The sequence below is a fragment of the Micromonospora sp. CPCC 205561 genome (assembly GCF_036906775.1).
Lineage (GTDB): Bacteria > Actinomycetota > Actinomycetes > Mycobacteriales > Micromonosporaceae > Micromonospora.
In genome coordinates this window covers 23,112-43,197 of record NZ_JBAKHV010000003.1, presented here as the reverse complement: position 1 = coordinate 43,197, position 20,086 = coordinate 23,112, and the positions used below count along the sequence as shown (strand labels likewise).

Genomic DNA, 20,086 nt, shown 5'->3' with positions numbered 1-20,086 from the left:
TCTCCTCCCGGTCAGCAGACCGTGTACTCGGGGCTGACCAGACCGGCCACGATGAGCTTGCGCGGCTGGTCGGCCAGCGGGGTCAGCGCCGCCCGGGTGCGGTCGCTCCATGCGTCGACCACCAACAGCCGGGCCAGCGCGTCCGGCCGACCGGCGGGCGGCGCGGCCGTCAACCGGGCCAGCACCGCTCGGGCCGCCGCGCCGGCAACCGCGTCGGCCAGGCGCAGTCTGGCCTGCACCGACGAGGTGGTCAGCCAGGCGGTGCCCGCCGGCCAGCCGCCGACGCTCGGCGGGCGCAGCGGCACCTGGTCCATCGCGCTCAGGCCCGCGAGCAGCTGCCGCTGGGCCGCCTCGGGCAGCTCCGCGGGTCGCACGCCGAGCTGCCGCAGCGCGCCGACCAGCCACTCGACCGGCTGCTTGACCAGGGTGTCCCGGGTCAGCGTGAAGGCCGGTGCGGTGAAGATCCGGCGTAACGTGGTCACCGTGTCGGGGCCGGCCAGGTCGGCCGGTGGCTCCGCTGTCCCGGCGAGCCGGAACCAGAGCCGGGCGGCCACGAACCGCGCCGTCTCCGGCCGCCGCGCCAGCAGGGCCGCGTACGACGTGGCGTCGAAGTCGGCGCGCTGACCGAGGATGGTCTTCGGGCCGGAGTCGTGTCGACGCGGTTCGAGCCGCGCCACCCCGGTGCCGCGGTCCACCACCCAGCCGGTGAGCGCCCGCGCGCCCTCCTTCACGTCCGCTTCGGTGTAGCCGTTGCCGTTGCCGTGGCCGAGGGTGAACAGCTCCATCAGCTCCCGGGACAGGTTCTCGTTGGGTGCCTTGCGGGTGTTCCGCTGGCCGTCGAGCCAGAGGATCAGCGCCGGATCCCGGACCATCGCGTCGACCAGTGGCGGCAACGGACCCCGCCCGTGGCGGCGCAGCGTCTCCAGGTGGCGCAGCATCAGGCGAGCCGACTTGACCTTCCGCTCGCTGGTGGCCCAGTGCCCGTGCCAGAAGAAGAGCAGCTTCTCGTCGAGTTGGTCACCGGTGCTGACCATCCGGTCCAGCCACCAGCGGATCAGCCGCAGGGTCTGCTCCCGGCGCTGCTGGTTGGCCTGCTGGCGCTGCTCCCGGGTGGAGTCCCGGGTCAGCCCCGCGGCCGGCTCCGGGCCGAGGTCCGGCAACGGGGTGGCCGTCCCGCCCCGGTCGGTGCCGGGTGGCGCCAGCAGCCGGTCGAGAGTGGCCGCCGTACCGGCCCGCTCGGCGGCGTCCACCTCGTCGGCGGTCGGCCCGAACGTCGCCCGGCGCAGCAGATGCGCCACCGCTTCCCGCTCAGTCATGTGGACCGACCCTAGTCAGATCGTGTTCGAGAAAGGTAAATGCCCGGTGCGGGTGCGGTTCGGGCGTTCCGCCGGGCTCCTGGCCCTCGGCCGGTCGACGGGCACCCCCTGCCGCGCACCGCCCGCCGCGCATCGGCTAGGAACGTGCCATGCCCCGCTACCTGCTCTTTCCCGGCCGCCATCACCTGCTGACCCGGTTCCAGGCCGGGTACCTGCGCCAGCTCGCCGCGCAGGGCGACGGAGACGGCACCGACCGCGACGACGCGACCGGAGGCGAGGACGCCGGCGGGGTGACCGTGGTCTGGGCGGTCACCTCGGCCAACCACGAGAACACCCGGCGCAACCCGGTCCCGTACCACCGGCGGGAGGCGGCGATCGAACGGTTCAGCGTGCTCGCCGGGCTCCGGTCGGTGGTGGTGCCGGTCTTCGACACCGCGCCGACCGACAGGTTCGCCGAGGTGACCCTCAAGACCGTCGCGGCGTCCACCGGGTTGGAGCTGACCCCGGCGGACACGGTGGTCGCCTGCTCCACGCCGGAGGTCGCCGCGATGTACGAGCGGCTCGGCTTCCGGATCGCCGGGGTGGAGGCCGACGTGCGGCCGGCACCGGTGCGGCCGTGGGACGTCCTGCTGCGGCTGGCCGACGACGACCCGTCGTGGCGTGACCTCACCCACCCGGCGACCGTCGACGTGTACCGCCGTTACCGGCTCGACGACCTGGTCCGCTCGGTGGTGAACGACCCGGTGGTCGGCGACGAGGGCGGGCTGACCGCCACCCGCGACTACCGGACGTACGCGGAGGCGTTCAGCGACGCCGCGCAGCGCAAGTGGGACGCGGTGCGCGAGCACGTGCGGCCGGGGCGGATCGTCGACGTCGGCTGCGGCGCGGGCGCCGTCCTGGAGCTGGCCGACCGGGAGCCGGCCCTGCGGGAGAGCGACCTGATCGGCGTGGAGGTGGCCCGGCACCTGTTCGAGGAGTGCGTACACAAGAAGGCGCAGGGCGTCTTCACCAACCCGAACGTCTTCTTCTACCGGCGCAACGTCCTCGGCGGGGCGGTGTTCGCGCCGCGCTCCGTGGACACCACGATGACCTTCGCGCTGACCCACGAGATCTGGTCGTACGGCGAGCGGATGGCCTCGCTGCGCCGGTTCGTGCGGGCCCTCTACGAGCACACCGTGCCCGGCGGGGTGTGGATCAACAGTGACGTGTGCGGGCCGGACGGCCAGGACCGGACGGTGCACCTGCGGCTGGCCACGACGGACGGCGTCAACCCGCCCCGGCCGCGTACCGACCTGGCGGCCGTGCCGCCCGGCGAGGCGGCGGCGTACGTCGGCGCCCTGTCGACCCGGGCCCGGCTGGACCAGTTCGCGGTCGACTACCGGTTCCCGTTCGCGTACCGCCCGGTGGACGGGGCGGACGGCGTGGTCGAGCTGACCCTCGGCGCGGCGATGGACTTCCTCACCCGCAAGGACTACACCGACAACTGGCTGTCGGAGACGCAGGAGCAGTTCTGTGGCCTGGAGTACGCAGACTGGAAGTCGCTGCTGACCGACGTCGGCTTCGAGATCGACGCCGCGAGCGGAACGTCCCGCAACGACTGGATCGTCACCAACCGGCTCGCCCCGGTGGCCGCCCTCAGTACCCCGGCGGGCGAGCCGTTGGACTGGCCGGTCACCCACGTACGCCTGGTCGCCCGCCGTCCGGTCAACACCTGACGCCCCGGTGGCTGCCCGCTGCCCGGTGGCCGGACGTGGCGGTCCGCGTGCCGGGTCCGTCCCGTCGGCGGTGCCGGCGTGGGCCGCGTCGACGGCCAGCGCGGCGGCAGCGGCGGCGAGGCAGGCGAGGGCGAGAAGGCGCAAGCAGATTCGGGTCTGTGCACCAATGCCGACAGAGCGGTGCTCGCCGACGTGACAGCCCCTAGCGTCACCTGTGCCGGGCCCGTGGCGGATGGCCACCCGGGCCGGCTCAGAAGGAGGATCGGGTGCGAAGGCGTCACGGCATCATCCCGGCGGTCACCGCCATGTTCTGCGGGCTCGCCCTGGTCGGCACGCCGGCACAGGCCAGCGTGACCACGCCGAACGGAACCCCTGCCGAGGCGGAGGCGACGTTCCACGGCCGGCCGGTGCGGGACGCGGCAACCGCGCAGCTCCTCACCGACGCGTACTGGACGCCGGAGCGGATGCGAGCCGCGACGCCGCTCGAACCGCCGGTGGGGGAGGAGGAGTTGGCCGGGGAGGCCGCGGACCGGCCGGGTCGGGTCGGTGAGCCGCGCTCGGGCGCGGAGCCGATCGGTCCGCGTGGCACGGGCACGGCGGTCGCCGGTTCTTCGCTCTCGGCCCGGAACCTCTCCGCCGGGGCGGGGATCCGGTCCGTCAACGCCTCACCCGCTGTCGGGCGGGTCTTCTTCACCGACGTCGACGGTGACGACCACTTCTGCTCCGCCAGTGCGATCAACACGGCCAAGGCGAACCTGGTCTCCACGGCCGGGCACTGCCTGCACCCCGGCGACGGCTCCGGCAACTGGTACACCAACTGGGTCTTCGCCCCGAACTACGCCGACGGCCCGTCGTCCTGGGGGCTGTGGAACGCCCGGAGCATGACCTCCACCAAGGGCTGGGTGAACCACGACATCCTGTGGTGGGACTACGGCTTCGTCACCATCTGGCCGCGCAACGGCAAGCGGCTGGTGGACGTCACCGGCGGGGAGGGCATCAGCTTCAACTACCCCCGCGCCGTCGCCACCACCCTGCTCGGCTACCCCGGCGCCGCGCCCTTCGACGGCAGGTGGCAGCACTACTGCCAGAGCACGACGAAGGCCGCCGGGAGCCAGCGGGTCAAGCTCGTCGACTGCCCGCTCAACGAGGGCACCAGCGGCGGGCCCTTCCTGCGGGCCTGGAACAACTCGCTGGGCTACGGGCACGTGCACTCGGTGGCCTCGTACAAGTTCTCCGGCAACATGTACGGCCCGTACTTCGACGAGGACGTCGCCGACCTCTACGACCACGCGAAGGTCAAGAACTGACCGGCGCCGGGCGGCGGAGCGGCGTGGGCCGGGCCAGCCGCACCAGGAACTGAGGCGCCCGGCCGCGGTAGCGGTTGCCACGGCACCGCCGTCCAGGTGGCGACGGGCAGGTGGCCGTCGCCGCGGCACGGGAAGCCCCGGCGGCCCAGGTGGTTGTCGATCACCCCTGGGCCGCCGACCCGGCCCGGTCGAGCGGGAGTGACGCCGGGTCACCGTCGGGGCGCTGGTCAGGGCTCGCCGTGCCCCGCTCGGGCCCGTGACATGATGGCGCCATGGGGAAACAGCAGGACGTCGACGGGCCCGACCGTCACAACGGGTCAGGTGCCGCCGCGGACGATGCGACGGGCGGCAGCGTCGACGCGCGGCTCGCCGTCGCGCAGGACCCCACGACGTCACAGATGACCCTCATCGACCTGGCGTCCGATCCGTCGGCCGTGGTCCGTAGGGCGGTCGCGTCCCGCACCGACGCGCCCGCGCAGGCACTGCGCCCGCTGACCCGGGACCGCGATCGTTCCGTCCGGGAGGCGGTGGCGCGGAACCCCTCGACCTCGGCCGCCAATCTCCTGCTACTCGTCAAGGACGCCGACCGGTGGGTCCGCTGGGCGGTCGCCGGCAATCCGGCCTGCACCGAGTCGGTCCGCCGGGTGATGGCGCAGGCTCCCGACAAGGAGCTCCGCGGCCTCCTCGCGGAGACCCGCGAGCTGGAGCCCGAGCTGGCCGCGCGGCTGGTCGACGACGTCTCACCCGAGGTACGGGAACGGCTCGCCACCCACACCCACGACCCTGGCGTGATCACCGCACTGCTGGCCGATCGCACCGCGCGCGTACGCAAGGGGCTCGCCCGCAACCCGCGCACCACCCCGGCCCAGCGCAGCGCGCTCGCCCAGGATCCCGTGGTGGACGTGCGCGCCGCGCTGGTGGTCTCGGTCGAGCTGGACGAGGCGGATCTGCGCCGACTCGTCGACGACCGCTCCGTGCAGGTGCGGTTGGCGATGGCGACGTCAGAGCTGGTCCCGCCGCACATCCGGCAGGCGCTCGGCCGCGACCCCGACGAGATGGTTGCCGGCGCGGCACGTGACTTCCGCCCCGGTGGGGGCAACGCCGCGGTGCTACGGGCTCCGCGCATCGGGCACCGGGCCTCCGGGGCCGGTCGGGGCCGACCGGGCGGCGCCCGGCGCTGAGCTGTCCGCGCCGGCGATCGGGCCGGCACCTGGGACGGGCACGGCCGCGGCCGCCGATCGGTGCCGAGCGGTTGACCGGGGGCGCGACCTGCCGGCCAGCGGCAGATCGCGCCCGCCGCTGTTCCTAGGTCAGCCAGGGGTTGCGGCGCACCAGCGGTGTCGCCGCCCACGTGTGGCCGAGTCCCCAGGTGTTCCCCGCGCCCAGCAGGGCCAGGACGATCAGGACGGCGGCGTAGATGAGGTGGTCGTCCATGAACGGATTGCTGGCCGGCGGCAGGACCGCGGTCCACATCAGCACGGTGAGCAGCGCGCCGGCGGCGGCGGCGACCCGCATGCCGATGCCGAGGAGCAGCGCGGCGCCGATGCCGAGCAGGGCCGCCATGAACAGCACGTCGGCGACGACGCTGCCGGCGATCGACTGGTAGAAGCCGGTGAACGGGCCGGCGGTGGCCTTGCCGAGGAAGCCGGCGGTGGGGCTGCCGCCGTTCACCCAGGCGCCGCCGGAGGCGGTGCCGTGGCCCAGGCCGTACAGCTTGTCGAGGAACGCCCACAGGAACACCCAGCCGAGGGCGAGGCGGATGCCGGCGAGCAGGTACCGCGCCGCGGCGGCCGTGCGCCCGGTGAGCGTGAACGTGGCGTCCGCCCGCGCGGTGGTGCCGGCGGCGCCGCGCTCGCCGGTGCCGGGTCGATGCCCGGTGCCCGGCACCGGCCGTTCGGCGGTGGCCAGGGCAGTGACCGGGGCAGGGGTCTCGCGACCGTTGGCGATGTCGACCATCGCGCTCACATTCCTTCGTGTTGCTCATGGCACATGTTCCGCGGAGCGTCGAGCGCGTCCACGGACGGTTCGGAGAGCGGCGCCGCCGGCTCGGGGGCGAATCATGATCCGCTAAGGGGAGATCGAGGGCGGCGACGGCCTGGTAGCCGCCGGACTCCCGGGCGGCACCCTCACCGTACGCGCATTCCGTGAGATCGGCGCGCCGGCGGCGGGCGGACCGGCCAGCGCGGGTGCTGGATCGGCCCCGCCAGCGCGGCGCGAGGTGTCCCCGGCCGCGGCCGGGGACACCTCGCGCGGGGGTTGCCGGACGGGGTCAGCCGCCGGTGATCGAGAAGGTGGAGCCGGGTTCCTTCACGATGTTGCCGTCGGCCGAGTTGGTGATGGTGACGTTGGTCAGGACGGCGTTGCCGCGAGCGCCGCTCATGGCGAGGATGCCCGCGCCGTTGTTCGACCTGTCGATCCTCACATTGGTGATCGCGACGTTCGGCATGTTGCCTCCGCCGTTCTTGAACTGGATGCCGTCGTAGGTCGAGTCGTGGATCTCCGTGTCACGGATCGTGACGCCGGTGATGTCCGTCGTCGCCGGGAACAACGTGATCGCGCCGAACTCCTGGTCCTCGTTCCAGAAGACGCCGCCGCAGCGGTGCAGGGCGTTGTTGGCGATCAGGGTGGTGCCGGAGAAGGGCAGCGGACTGTGGTCGGTCGCCAGCATGATGCCGGGGTAGTTCATCGTGTCGTAGATCAGGTTGTTCTCGATCGTGTTGCCGTAGCCGCCGTAGATCGCGATGCCGTTGGCCCGCCAGGGCAGCTGGATGGTGTTGTTCAGGAAGCGGTTGTCGTGCGCGACGTCCACGCTGGCGTCCTTCACCCGGGGGTTCGCCCAGACGGCCAGGGCGTCGTCCCCGGTGGTGCGGAACGACGAGTTGAACACCCGCGAGTTGCGCGTGCCGTTGGAGAAGTTGATGCCGTCGGCGTACGTGTCGCGAATCCGCATGCCGGTGAACTCGAGCCCGTCGCCGGGGTTCCAGTAGGCGGGGGTGTCGGAGTAGTCCCGCCCGACCCAGGCGCCGACGTTGACGTGCTCGATCCACACGTTGCTGATCTTCGTGTTCCTGCCGAACCGCCCGTTCAGCCCGTGTCCCCGGTTCGCGCGGTTGGTCGTCATGCCGAAGATGGCGAGGTCGGAGATCCTGGTGTTGTCGTCGATGTCGAAACCGACGTTGCCCTCGTGCGGGTGGTTGATGTTGCCCACCACGTTCTGCGGCTCGGTCTGGGTGTAGAGCTGTGAGTGCCACATGCCCGCTCCGCGGACCGTGACGTTCCGGATCCCCCGCTGGTTGTACTGCCCGCGGTTCGGGTCCGGCGAGAGGATCTTCTGCTCCTGCCGCCACTTCCCGGCGGGGATCCAGACGCAGCTGATCACGCCGTTCTGATCGTCGGTCACCGCCCGCTGGATGGCGGCGGTGTCGTCGATCCCGTCGTCGGGGACCGCGCCGTAGGCCGTGATCGAGGTGCACTCGGCCGGCTTGGTGGCCGGCGGTGCCACCTGCTCCAGGTCGATGAGGTCGATGATGTAGAACGACGCGGTGTCGGTCGCGTCCCGCTGCAACTTGAACCTGGTCCCTGCCGGCCAGGACCGCGACAGCAGGGCGTGTGACTCGTCGAAGAGCCGTCGGGCATCGGCCTGCGGCGTGTTTGACAGCGACTCGGTGTCGTCGGTGGTGCCGTACAGCCAGCTGTTCCGCGACGAGAGTGTCAGCTTCTGGGCGAAGACGTCGTTGATGTAGAGGCTGATGCTGGCGTTGATGCCGCCGCCGCCCGGGGCGTCGGGGATGGAGTTGCGCACGACGATGGAGTTCGACGGGTTGGTCGAGGTGAACTCGACGAACTGCCCGGTGCTGTTCAACCGCACCGACCTGCGCCCGGAGGACTCGGTGGCGAAGTTCGTGTGCCCGAACGTGCGCAGGGGGTCGGCTTCGAGCAGGGTGCCCTGGTAGCGGGCGGCCTCGGCCTCGTACTCGACCCACGGCGTGGCCGCTCCGCGCCCGACCACGACGGCCTGCGAGAACGAGTTGTTGGACTCGTTGGTCTCGGCGACGACGTTGGTGGCGTCGGCGGTGGCGGTGATGGTGGCTCCGCCGGCGGTGGCGGTCCAGCTCCCCCCGACGGCCACGTTGACCGTCGCGCCGGCGGCCACCGCGGCCGTGTCGGCGCTCAGCGTGGTGCCGCCCACCGTCAGTCGGGTCACGGAGTTGGCGGGGGCGCCGGTGATGCCGCGGTTCCTGACCGCGACGGCGAACGTGACGGCCGCTCCGACGGCCGGGTTGGACGGGTTGGAGGTGACGCCGACGACCTGGAGGTCGGGGCCGGGAGCCTGGGTGACGACCAGTTGGGTGGCCGAGGTGAAGCTGTTGTTGTCGTTGTTCCGTTCGGCGACGGTGTTGGCGGGGTCAACCACCGCGGTAACGGTGTGGCTGCCCATCGCCTGCGTGCCGATGTTCGCCGAGACGGTGGTCGAGGCGCCGGCGGCGAGCGCGGCGACGGAGGCGCTGCCCACCACGGTGCCGCCGAGCCGGAAGTCCACCTTGGTCGCGCCGGCGGCCGCGTTACCCGTGTTCCTGACCGTGGCCGACAGGGTGACGGGGGTGGCCTCGCTCGGCGTCGCGGGGCTCCAGGTCGTCGTCGTCACGACGAGGTCGGGGTTCGGGGCCCAGGCCCCCCGTACCTGGAGGTCGGCGACCTGACCGCCGGGCGCGCCGGTGTTGCTGAGGAACCTCAGCTGTACGTCCGCCACCCGGCCCGTGACCGGAATCGTCACGGTGTTCTGGTTGCTCGCCGGGTCGAAGGAGTAGTTGGCCGGGGCGTTCAGCGCGGTGAAGCCGGTGGCCGTCTGCGCGCGGCCCAGGATCTGGAGGTTCTGCGTGCGGGCGCCCCAGACCGGGTCCGGGTTGAGCTTGACCACGACCGCCGTGACGTCGGCGTCGGCGCCGAGCTTCACCGTAAGGGTCGCCGGGAATCCGGCGGACTCCCAGTAGGAGGTGGGGCTGCTGTCGTTGGCGTTGGCGGCGACGAAGGTGAAGATCGACGAGGACGCCTCGATCGGCCTGCCGGCGGCCAGGTTCGTGCCGCCGGGGACGCCGGGGTCGCCGCCGCCCGGGCCGTCCACGCCGTAGATCTCGAACTCGGCGATCTGGGCGGCGGGCCAGCCGGTGTTGCCGGTGACGCTCAGCCGTACGTGGCGGACGGCCGCGGCGGCGAAGCCGATGGTGACGGTGTTGGCCGACGCCGGGTCGAACACCCGTCCGGCCGACCCGGAGAGCGTGCTGAAGCTGCTCCCGTCGGTGCTGCCCTGCACGGCGATGGTCTGGGTGCGGGTGGCCCAGGCGGTCGAGGCGGGCAGCTTCAGCTTCACCTGGTCGATGGTGACGCTGCTGCCGAGATCGATCTGGACCCACTGCGGGAACGCGTTCGACGGGCTCTCCCAGTACGTCTGCTGGTTGCCGTCGTTGACGTTGGCCGCGACGTAACCGCCGTTGGATCCGCTGGCCGAGGCCGCCTTGCCGACCGACAGGTTGGGCCCCCCGGCCGCGAGCGCCGGGGTGGGCGAGATGGCCGTCAGGCCGATCAGGCCGGCCGCGAGGAGACCGCTGAGCAGCCGTCGGCCGAGTTTCCTTCGTTTCATGGCGTCCCTGTTCTGTGAGATCGACGGTGGAGCACGCGGCGCGGACCGCGACGGTCGGGATGCGGGCGAGGAAGTCGGGAAATTCCGGGGCGGTGATCGCCTTCTTGCGCTCCCATGCCTACTTCTTTCGGGAGATGCCCGTCAATGTTTCAGATGGGTGACCCGTTCGTCAACGGTCCGGTTCGCGAGGGTCGCCCGGTCCCGAGGCGGTACGCGGCCGCGGGATCCGCGTCCGTCCGGGGGCCCTGCCGGAGCGACGACCGTCGGCGGCGCGGTCTGGGCCGCCTGGGGGTGCGGGCGGCGCGGGCTGGTCCGCTGGGCGCCCGCGCCCGGCCCGGTATCGCCGCGCCGCGATCGGGCGGGATCACCGTCCCCGTCCCGCACCCGACCGATGCCGTGCGGGTCGGCCGGCCGGGACCCGCGCCGGTCAGCCGGTCAGTCCCACCACCGCGGCTTCGACCGCCGCGCCGAGCAGCCGCTCGTCCAGTGGCTCCGTCACGGCGGTGGCGTGGACGGTCACGAGGTTGTGTCCCACCCGGACGATCACGAAGGCCGACCGTCCGGTGATCCGGGTCTGCCCGCTGCCCAGAGCGAGCCGGTAGTCCACCCGCCAGGCCTGCTCACCGAGCCCGGGTGGCGGCTGGGCGTCGACCGCGAACCGTACCGCCGAGCCGTCCGTGCCCCGCGCGGTGAAGCGGGGACAGGCCCGCCGCGCCGACTCCGCCTCGGCGAGCACCGACGCGGGCACCGGTTCGGCGTGGGACCTGACCTCGATCACCAGTTCGGCCGACGCGGTGGCGGTGAGGCCGGGCACCGTGGCGTAGCGGGCCCGCTCCCGGACCCGTTCGACTCCGCCGAGCCGGTCCAGGTAGGAGTCCTCGGCCAGTGGCCGGCAGGCCGACGGGTCGATCCGGGAGTCGCCGCCGGCACTCCGGTCCGGCGGAACCCGCCAGCCCGGCGGCAGCACCGCCCGCACCGCGCCGGCCGCCCGGCGGGCCTCCGCGCGGCTGAGCAGCCGACCGGGGTCGGGCCGCCCCGCGACGGGGCGCGAGGGCGCCGGGGTGGCGCCGGGCGTCGGCGACTCCACCGGAGCCACGGAGGGCGCCGCCGCTGCGGTGGGACCGGCCACCGGAAGCGGGGCGTACGCCCCGGGGATCCCCGGCCCCAGCACCACCCCCGCGAGCAGTGCCGCCAGCACCGCGACCGCCGCCACGGGTGCCCGGGTGCTTGCCGGGGACGACGGGGTCGCCGCGGGCGCGGTCGGCCGGGACACCAGGAACGGCAGGGTGAACGCGACGAGGTGGCCGAGCCAGGCCAGCGGGGCCAGCAGGTGCGCCCCGACGGTGTCCCACCCGTCCGCCCGTCCCGTCACCAGGGCGTGCGCGTACTGCAACAGCGCCGCCGCCGTGCCGGCCGCCCAGCCCGCGGTCAGCGCCCGGCCGACACCTGCACGACGGCCGAGCGCGAGTACCACCAGGACCGCCCAGCCGGTGAGCGCGCAGAGCAGCCAGCGCTGTTGGGCCTGCCGGCCCGCCTCGGCCAGGGTGCCCGGCGGGAACAGCTCGGTCCGCCACACGGCGGCTCCCGCACCGACCAGCACGGCGGTCAGGACCGCCGCCACGACCCCCCGGTCCCACCGGCGCAATGGGCGTCGGTGCCCCTCTGCGGCCCCGCGCAGCAGCAGGCCGACCAGCACCGGTACCAGCAGCGCGAGCAGCGGCCAACCGCTGCGGGGCAGCGCGAAGACCAGCCAGTCGCGGGCCGCGTGGCCGTCGGTCGGCACGGACGCCACCGCCGGCAACGGCCAGAGGACCGCGACACCGGCGGACGCCGCCACCAGGTACGTGGCCGAACGCCAGCCGACCGAAGCGGTCCGGCGGGCGACCACCAGTCGGGCCAGCAGCACGCAGAGGCCGGCCACCGACGCGGCGAGTGGCCCCGCGAGCGCGGCGACGAACAGCGCGACGGAGACGTCCGGCCGGGCAGAGACGCCCGAGCTTCCCGGAACCGGTAGTGCGGTGGCGACGAACGCCGTCACCGCGAAGCCGATGGCCGCGCCGAGAACGGGTCGCCACCAGCCGCCCACGCCGGCGGCGGCCCGGCGGAGCAGCGCGGGCAGCAGTCCGAGGCTCAGCAGGACGGCGCCGACGCAGACCGCGACGGGCGGGCCGACGGCCGCCTGCGCGGTGAGGAAGAGGTCCCGTACGAGGGCGTCGGCGGCGCCCATCGCCAGCATCGCGACCGCGCCGACCGCCAGCCCGTGGGTCACGCCGCCCGGCGGGTCGACCGGCCGGCCGAGCGCCGCCGCCCGGGCCGCCGGATCCGGATGCCGGGCGAGCGGCCGACGCCGCGGGCGACGAGCGGTCCCGGCGCGGAGCAGCGCGGCCAGGTGCTCGCCGTGGCCGTGGCCGGCGGCGTACCGGTCGGCTTCCCGCTCGCGCCGCCGCAGCAGCCCGGCCGCCAGCAGGGCGGTCAGCACCGTGACGACCGTCGCCCGGCCGAGCGCCGTCAGGTAGGTGGCGTTCGGCCCGAAGAAGGCCACCTCGAGCAGGCCGGCGGCGAGCACCGCCGGCACCGGCAGCCAGATCAGGGCACGGACGGCCGACGCCCAGGCCACGTCCCGGGCGAGGACGTGCGCGAGTTCGTGCGCCACCACGGGGTCGAACCGCGCCGGGTCGGCGTGGGCCACCGCGACGGCCGCCGGGAGCACCACCGTCGGCCGGCCGAGCACACCACCGGTGGTGTACGCCTGCCGTACGGGCGGGGCGGCGACGACCAACCTCGGTCGACGTCGCCCGGCCAACCCGGTGCGGTCGCAGAGCTCGACGAAGCGTTCCTGCGCGCCCGGCACGGTGAGCCGGCGGCGGAGCCGTCGCCGGTCGGCCAGCGGCAGGACCAGGACGAGCGCCGCCGTCGCGCCCAGCGCGATCCCCGCTCCGGCGAGCATGGCCACTCCACGCCGGCCGAACTGCCCGGCCAGGCAGCGGTCGCGGGCGGGCGACCGCTGCGCCGCCTCCACCGGGTGGGCCCGGGTGCAGACGTCGACGGCGGTCGCCCAGGGCCGGGAGAGCGAGCGGTCGGCGAGGAAGTAGAGGCCACCCGCGCTGATCCCGACGCTGACCAGGGACGCCAGCACGAGTGCGTAGAGCCAGCCGAGCCGGTCCGGAGCGGGGCGTGGGCCCGCACCGGGGCCGCCGTCGTCGCCGCCACGATCGCCGCCGGTCGTGCCGTCCGCGGCCGTACCGCCGTCGCGGTGGGCCTCGCCGGCGCCGGGCCCGGTCATGCGTCGGGTGGCTCGACCATCGCGCCGACGGCCGCGTCGGCGAGCAGTTCCGCCCGGCCGGCGTCCAGGCCCAGCGCCAGCGCGTGCCGGTGGCACGCCTCACGCAGCCGGCGCGCCTGTTCGGGATCCAGCCCCGCCCGGGTGTCGGGCGGGGCGGGCAGTTCGCGGCGGCGACGCAGCAGGCCGGCCCGGACGGTGGTGGCGCCGAGGACCAACACCTCGCCCACGGCGGCGGCCACCACCTGGAGCACGAGTTCGGTGACCAGGGTGACGTCGATGCCGAAGCCGACCCCGCCCTGCGGGACGGACCAGCTCACGCCTCCCGTCGACAGCTGCCGTCGCCAGCCGGCGGCCACCTCGTCGAAGACCGGAAGCTCCTCGGGGGCGATTCGACGGACCGCCGCGTGGGCGGCGTCCACGACCAGATTGACGGCGATGCGCTGAGGATCGGTCACGATGCCATCGTGCCGGTACGGCGCCAGCCTCGAAGCCCGACAGTAAGGTTTCCGGCACCACGACCCGGTGGTGCGGCCCGAGGAGTTCGAGGCCGACAGTACCGACCAGGAACCGACGGTCCGCTGCGACAACGGGCCGTCCGACCGGCCGCTCCCGCAGCACCGTACGGGCGCGCGCCGGATGCCCAGGGCTTCGTGAGCCGTCCGGTGCCGGCCGCCGTGGCGGCGGCGCCCCGACCGGGAGCGCCATGTCGCCTCAGGGCGCCCGCCGCGCCGGCGTTCCGGGCGCCGGGCCCAGCCGTCGCGGCGACGGCGTGACGAACGCGCGGTGTTCGGCGGCGGCGGGCGCGAGGTCGCGGGCGGCGAGCCAGGCCGCCGCGCCGGCCGGGTCGCCGGCGACCGTCACCGGGCGGCGTCCGAGGCGGGCCAGGAGCGCGGCGCGGACCTCCGGCGGGCCGGTGAGCAGGCCACCGGCCAGGACGAGGGGCCCGCGGCCGGGCGCGACGGCACGCACGGTGGCGGCGAGCCGGCCGGCGGCCGCCCCGATCAGGCGGTGCGCGTCCCGGTCGCCGACGCGGGCGGCGTCGAGCACGAGCGGGGCCAGCCCCGCCACCCGGTCGCGGGGCAGCGCGTAGAACGCGGTGACGAAGCCGTCGCCGGCCGCGCCGGTCGGTTCCGCGGGCGCCTCGGCGGCCTGCCCGGTGGCGCGGGGGACGGATGGGGGACCGGTGTGGGCGGGTGGGACGGCGGCGTCGAGCACGGCGGTGGACACGGCGTCGACCAGGGGCCCGCCCCCGCGGCCGCCGGCGGCCAGCGTCCGGGCGGTCAGCCGGGCCGCTTCGAGGCCGAGCCAGAAGCCACCGCCCTCGTCGCCCAGCAGCCAGCCCAGTCCGTCGGCGGTACGGCCCACCGACCGCTCGACGATCCGCACCGCGACGGCCCCGGTCCCGGCGATCAACACCGTGCCCGACGGCGCCGGCGTGCCGGCCGCGAAGGCCACCACCGCGTCGCCCACCGTCCGCAGCGGGCACGTCAGCCCGGTCGCCCGCCAGGCGTCCAGGTAGATCGCCGCCACCGCCGGGCGGTCCAGGGCCGCCCGTCCGGCCAGCCCCACCGCCGCCCCCGCGACCCGCGCCGGATCATGCCCGGCGAGGGCCTCCCGTGCCGCCGCGACCAGGGTGCAAGCGGCCTCGGCCGGCGGCTGGGTGGCCGGGTTGCCGGCGCCGGCCCGGCCGCGGCCGACGACCCGCCCGTCGGGCGTCGCCACGACCACCCGGGTCGCCGAGCCGCCGCAGTCGGCACCGAGAACGAGGGCTGTCGATGTGCAAAGTATTGACATCAGTCAACGTTCAATCATAATTTTGCTCACCACAAGAGTTCTGTGAAAGGAATGCCGATGGTCGGGACCGGGTTGCTGGGCCGCGTCCGCACCGAGCTGCCGACCCTGCCCGAGGCTCTCCAACGGGTCGGCGAGCGGCTGCTCGGAGACCCCGAGGAGACGGCCCGGTCCACGATCGTCGACCTGGCCGAGCGGGCCGGCACCTCGACGGCCACGGTCACCCGCTTCTGCCGCACCTTCGGCTACCGGGGCTACGCCGAGCTGCGGGTGGCCGTCGCCACCGAGACCGGCCGGGCGGCGCAGGCCCGCTGGGACACCGACATCGACCGCGAGATCGGCCCCGACGACCCGCTCGGCCATCTGCTGGACGTCGTCGCCTCGGCCGACGGGCGGGCGATCCAGGACACGGCCGGCCAGGTCGACCTCGCCGCCGTCGACCGGGTGGCGGCTGCCGTGGCCGAGGCGCGCCGGGTCGAGCTGTTCGGCCTGGGCAGCTCCGGCAACGCGGCCCGTGAGATGGCGTTCCGCCTCGAACGGATCCGGGTGCCGTGCTGGCACCGCCCCGACCCGCACACCGCGCTCACCAACGCCGCGCTGCTGGAGCCGGGCGACGTGGCGATCGGGCTGTCGCACAGCGGCCGCACCCGCGAGGTCATCGAGGTGCTCTCCGAGGCGGCCGACCACGGCGCGCTGACCGTCGCCGTCACCTCGTTCCCCCGCTCGCCGCTGGCCGAGGTGGCCGACGTCGTGATGACGACCGCCGTGCAGGAGACGACGTTCAGGCTCGCCGCGCTGTCGGCGCTGCACTCCCAGTTGCTCGTGCTCGACCTGATCTACGTCGCGGTGGCGCAGCGCACGTACCGCCGTACCACCGCGGCCTTCGAGGTGACCGCCCGTGCGGTCGCCGCCCACCGCCTGCCCGACGAGAGCCGCCGGCCACGGCGGCGCCACCGACCGGAGGAACGATGATCGGCGCCCAGGAGTACCTCACCGCGGTCAACGCCGCGATCGCGCACGTGGCCGCCACCCAGCAGGACGCCGTGCGTCGCGCCGCCGACCTGCTGACGGCCGGGTTGCGCGCCGGCGGCGTGGTGCAGGCGTTCGGCAGCGGCCACTCCGAGGCCCTGGCCATGGAGATCGCCGGAAGGGCCGGCGGCCTCGTGCCGACCAACCGCATCGCGCTGCGCGACATCGTCCTGTACGGCGGGGCCGAGCGGGCGTCGCTCGACGACCCGCTCCTCGAGCGCGACCCGACGGTCGCCCACCGTCTCTACGAGCTGGCCCCCGTCAAGCCCGACGACGTCTTCGTGATCGCCTCGAACTCGGGCGTCAACGGCGTGGTGGTGGAGCTGGCGCGCCTGGTACGCGAACACGGCCACGGCCTGGTGGCGATCACCTCCCTCGCCCACACGAACGCCGTCCCGCCCCGGCACCCGAGCGGCCGGCGGCTGGCCGACCTCGCCGACGTGGTGCTCGACAACGGCGCCCCGTTCGGCGACGCCGCCCTGCCGATCGACGGCGGGGGAGCGGTCGGCGCGATCTCGTCCGTCACCGGCGCCCTGCTGGCCCAGCAGGTCGTGTGCGAGGTGGTGGCCCGGCTAGTCGCCGCCGGTGAGACGCCCCCGGTCTACCTGTCGGCGAACGTTCCCGGCGGAGACCGGCACAACCAGGAGTTGGAGGCGCGGTACGCCGGGCGCATCCGGCGCGCCGCCTAGAGAAGGCGAGCCCAGTCATGAACCCCTCTTCTCCGCAGCGACGCCACCCGACCACCCGGCGCGCCGTGCTGCGCGCGACCGCGGCCGCCGCCGCGGTGCCCCTGACCGGCTGTGTCACCGCCGGCGGCGGCGGCGACGGCGCCCCGGCCGCCCAGGGCGCGAAGAGCGCCGACAACCCGCTCGGCGTGCCCGACGCGACACCGCTCGAGGTCGTCATCTTCAAGGGCGGTTACGGCGACGAGTACGCCGTCCACGCCGAGAAGCTCTACCAGGAGCGGCACCCGGGTGCGACGGTCGACCACAAGGGCATCCAGAAGGTGGGTGAGGCGCTCCAGCCGCGGTTCGTCGCCGACACCCCGCCGGACGTCGTCGACAACACCGGCGCCGGACGGCTCGACCTGGCCACGCTCGTCGCCGCCGGCAAGCTCACCGACCTGAGTGAGCTGCTCGACGCCCCGGCGCTCGACGGCGGCGGCAAGAAGGTACGCGACACGCTGCTGCCGGGGGTCGTCGACGACGGCACGTTCGACGGCGTACCGCGCACGCTCAACTTCACCTACACCGTCTGGGGGCTGTGGTACTCCCGGCCGCTCTTCGAGCGCAACGGCTGGACCTTCCCGACCACCTGGGACGCGATGCTGGCGCTCTGCGCCGAGATCAAGAAGAGCGGCGCCGCGCCGTGGACGTACCAGGGCAAGTACCCGGAGTACCTGAACGACCCGCTGCTGGCCATGGCGGCCAAGGCCGGCGGGACCGATCTCGTCAAGGCGGTCGACAACCTCGAGCCCGACGCGTGGCGGCAGCCGGCGCTGCTCGACGCGGCCACCGCCATCGCCGAGCTGGCCGGGCGCGGCTACCTCCTGTCCGGCTCGGAGGCGTTGTCGCACACCGAGGCCCAGGCCGCCTGGTGCCGGGGGCGCGCCGCGATCATCCCGTGTGGATCGTGGCTGGAGGCCGAGCAGAAGGGCGTGGCCCCCGACGGCTTCGACATGGTGATGGCCCCGGTACCGTCCCTCGGCGGCGGCGATCGGATGCCGGTGAGCGGGCTGCAGGCGGCCAGCAGCGAGTCGTTCGTCGTGCCGGCCAGGGCGAAGAATCCGCGCGGTGGTCTGGACTTCCTGCGCGTCCTGTTCTCGAAGCCGGCCGCCCGGCGGTTCGCCGAGCTGAACTCCACCCTGCCCACGGTGTCCGGGGCGACCGACGGCCTCACCCTCTCCAGCGGGCTCGGCTCGGTGAAGGCCGCCGTCGACGCGGCCGCCTCGCACACGTTCGCCTACCGCTTCCGCACCTGGTACGCGCCGCTGGCCAAGGCGGTCGACGACGCCACGGGCGAGCTGGCCACCCGGCGCGTCACGCCCGCCCAGTGGGCCGACCGGATCCAGAAGGCGGCGGACGCCGTCGCGGCCGACCGCGCCGTCACGAAGTACGAGCGGTAGCGATGACGACCGTCCGGTCCGGCCGGAACCGGTTCCTCGCCGGCGCGATCCTGCCCGCCCTCGCCCTGTACGCGGTGTTCGTGCTCTCGCCGTACGCGCAGGCGTTCTACCTGGCCCTCACCGACTGGACCGGCGTCTCCGGGGAGGTGGGCTTCGTCGGGCTGGAGAACTTCCGCCGGCTGGCCGACGATCCGCTGTTCCACGCCGCGTTGCGCAACAACGGGCTGATGCTCCTCGTCGTGCCGGCGGTCACCGTCGTCCTCGGGCTGCTGCTGGCCGGGCTGGTCTCGTTCGGCGGGCGTGGCGGGACCGCCGGGCCGTCCGCCGTCCGGGGCGGCGAGCTGTACAAGGTGGCGTACTTCCTGCCGCAGGTGCTCTCGCTGCCGATCGTCGCGGTGCTCTGGCAGTTCGTCTACGGCCCCAACGACGGGCTGCTCAACGGCTTTCTGCGCGGGGTCGGGCTCGACGCGCTGGCCCGCAGCTGGCTCGGTGACCCGGCCGTCGCCCTCTGGGCGGTCATGGCGGTGCTGGTCTGGTCGTCGGTCGGCTTCTACATGGTGCTCTTCGGCGCCGCGATGGAGTCGATCCCGCGCGAGGTGCTGGAGGCGGCGGTGCTCGACGGCGCCGGGCGCCTCGCCGTCCTGTGGCGCGTCGTCGTGCCGCTGCTCTGGGACAACGTCCAGGTCGCGTTCGTCTACCTCGGCGTGCTCGCCCTGGACGGCTTCGCGGTCGTGCAGATCATGACCGTCGGCCCGGGCGGGCCGGACGGAGCGACCGAGGTGATGGGTCTCGGGCTGTACCGCAACGCCTTCACGTACGGGCGGTTCGGCTACGCCGCGGCGATGGGCGTCGCGCTGTTCTTCCTCACGCTCGCCGTCGCCGTCGTGGCGATGCGGGCCGGACGCCGGGAGCGGGTGGAGTACACGTGACCACCATCGCCGAACGCCCCGTCGACGCGCCACCCGCGCCGCCGTCGCGGCGCCGACGCCGCGGCGGCACCTGGGGCCCGCACGTCTTCCTCGTGGCGTGGGCGGCGATCGTCACGTTGCCCCTGCTCTGGGCGGTCGTCAGCTCCCTCAAGACCGACCGCGAGATCCTCACCAGCCCGTGGACGCTGCCGGAGCAGCCGCGCTTCGACAACTGGTCGCGGGCCTGGGAGCAGGCCTCCATCGGCCGGTACGTCGGCAACAGCGCGATCGTGGTCGGGGCGGCGCTCGTCCTCACCATGGGGCTGGGCTCGACCGTCGCCTACGCCCTGGCCCGCTACCAGTTCCGCGGTAACCGGATCGTCTACTACACGTTCGTCTCCGGGCTGCTCTTCCCGGTGTTCCTGGCCCTGGTGCCGCTCTTCTTCGTCGTCGAGCAGCTCGGCCTGCTCGGCACCTACCCGGGCCTGATCCTCGTCTACACCGCGTACGCGTTGCCGTTCACCGTCTTCTTCCTGCACGCGTTCTTCCGCTCGCTGCCGACCGCCCTCGCCGAGGCGGCGTTCCTCGACGGCTGTTCGCACTGGGGCGTCCTCGTCCGGGTGATGCTGCCGCTGGCCAGGCCCGGCCTGATCAGCATCGCGATCTTCAACTTCCTGGGGCTGTGGAACCAGTACCTGCTCCCGCTGGTGCTCAACCCCGACCCCGACCGGTACGTGCTCGCGCAGGGCCTGGCCGCGCTGTCGGTCAGCCAGGGCTACCGCAGCGACTGGAGCGGCCTCTTCGCCGGCCTCACCATCGCGATGCTGCCGGTGCTCGCCGCGTACGTGCTCTTCCAACGGCAGATCCGCACCGGCCTCACCGCGGGGGCGATCAGGTAGGCCCTTCCGTTCGGCTCCGCCGCGCGGGCGGTCGTCGTCGCCCGTCCCGCGCGTACCCCTTTCCCTCCCACCGTG

Annotated in this window: 14 protein-coding genes; 8 read left to right on the top strand and 6 right to left on the bottom strand. The window is 74.1% G+C overall.

The genetic code is table 11. The annotated features are described in order from the left end of the window. Positions 1-11: 11 nt before the first annotated feature. Positions 12-1,316 carry a DUF1800 domain-containing protein gene (locus V6V16_RS03740; RefSeq protein ID WP_334559472.1) on the bottom strand — a complete coding sequence of 435 codons (1,305 nt, stop codon included), beginning with the start codon at positions 1,314-1,316 and terminating at the stop codon, positions 12-14. 149 nt (positions 1,317-1,465) lie between these two features. On the opposite strand from V6V16_RS03740, the gene V6V16_RS03735 reads away from it, so the two are divergent. The 3 genes from V6V16_RS03735 (at position 1,466) to V6V16_RS03725 (ending at position 5,519) form a co-directional block, all read left to right on the top strand. Continuing rightward, positions 1,466-3,031 carry a class I SAM-dependent methyltransferase gene (locus V6V16_RS03735; RefSeq protein ID WP_334559470.1) on the top strand — a complete coding sequence of 522 codons (1,566 nt, stop codon included), beginning with the start codon at positions 1,466-1,468 and terminating at the stop codon, positions 3,029-3,031. Positions 3,032-3,297: 266 nt separating this feature from the next. Beyond that, a complete protein-coding gene (locus V6V16_RS03730) occupies positions 3,298-4,338 on the top strand; it encodes a trypsin-like serine peptidase (protein ID WP_334559469.1) in 1,041 nt (346 codons plus the stop codon). 272 nt (positions 4,339-4,610) lie between these two features. After that, positions 4,611-5,519 carry a hypothetical protein gene (locus V6V16_RS03725; protein ID WP_334559468.1) on the top strand — a complete coding sequence of 303 codons (909 nt, stop codon included), beginning with the start codon at positions 4,611-4,613 and terminating at the stop codon, positions 5,517-5,519. A gap of 124 nt (positions 5,520-5,643) precedes the next feature. Here the strand turns inward: V6V16_RS03725 and V6V16_RS03720 are convergent, their stop codons facing one another. The 5 genes from V6V16_RS03720 to V6V16_RS03700 all read right to left on the bottom strand — a co-directional run bounded on the left by V6V16_RS03720 (position 5,644) and on the right by V6V16_RS03700 (position 15,053). After that, entirely contained in the window at positions 5,644-6,294 is a 651-nt protein-coding gene (locus V6V16_RS03720; RefSeq protein WP_334559646.1) for a hypothetical protein, read from the bottom strand. A 313-nt stretch (positions 6,295-6,607) separates the two neighbouring features. Continuing rightward, a complete protein-coding gene (locus tag V6V16_RS03715; protein WP_334559466.1) occupies positions 6,608-9,976 on the bottom strand; it encodes a CARDB domain-containing protein in 3,369 nt (1,122 codons plus the stop codon). A 427-nt stretch (positions 9,977-10,403) separates the two neighbouring features. Then, complete coding sequence (locus tag V6V16_RS03710; RefSeq protein WP_334559464.1) at positions 10,404-13,259, bottom strand: M48 family metalloprotease; 2,856 nt, start codon at positions 13,257-13,259, stop codon at positions 10,404-10,406. Then, complete coding sequence (locus V6V16_RS03705; RefSeq protein ID WP_334559462.1) at positions 13,256-13,714, bottom strand: hypothetical protein; 459 nt, start codon at positions 13,712-13,714, stop codon at positions 13,256-13,258. Before V6V16_RS03705 ends, V6V16_RS03710 begins: the two co-directional genes overlap by 4 nt. A gap of 256 nt (positions 13,715-13,970) precedes the next feature. Then, a complete protein-coding gene (locus V6V16_RS03700; protein WP_334559460.1) occupies positions 13,971-15,053 on the bottom strand; it encodes an N-acetylglucosamine kinase in 1,083 nt (360 codons plus the stop codon). A 57-nt stretch (positions 15,054-15,110) separates the two neighbouring features. On the opposite strand from V6V16_RS03700, the gene V6V16_RS03695 reads away from it, so the two are divergent. The 5 genes from V6V16_RS03695 to V6V16_RS03675 are packed head-to-tail and all read left to right on the top strand — an operon-like array spanning position 15,111 to position 20,011. Then, a complete protein-coding gene (locus V6V16_RS03695; RefSeq protein ID WP_334559458.1) occupies positions 15,111-16,022 on the top strand; it encodes a MurR/RpiR family transcriptional regulator in 912 nt (303 codons plus the stop codon). Further along, positions 16,019-16,768 carry an SIS domain-containing protein gene (locus V6V16_RS03690; protein WP_334559456.1) on the top strand — a complete coding sequence of 250 codons (750 nt, stop codon included), beginning with the start codon at positions 16,019-16,021 and terminating at the stop codon, positions 16,766-16,768. Before V6V16_RS03695 ends, V6V16_RS03690 begins: the two co-directional genes overlap by 4 nt. 17 nt (positions 16,769-16,785) lie before the next feature. Next, positions 16,786-18,204 (top strand): N-acetylglucosamine/diacetylchitobiose ABC transporter substrate-binding protein, encoded by a 1,419-nt coding sequence (gene ngcE, locus V6V16_RS03685; protein WP_334559454.1) that lies wholly within the window; start codon positions 16,786-16,788, stop codon positions 18,202-18,204. 2 nt (positions 18,205-18,206) lie between these two features. After that, complete coding sequence (locus tag V6V16_RS03680) at positions 18,207-19,133, top strand: carbohydrate ABC transporter permease (protein ID WP_334559452.1); 927 nt, start codon at positions 18,207-18,209, stop codon at positions 19,131-19,133. Next, entirely contained in the window at positions 19,130-20,011 is an 882-nt protein-coding gene (locus tag V6V16_RS03675) for a carbohydrate ABC transporter permease (RefSeq protein ID WP_334559450.1), read from the top strand. Before V6V16_RS03680 ends, V6V16_RS03675 begins: the two co-directional genes overlap by 4 nt. Positions 20,012-20,086: the final 75 nt, after the last annotated feature.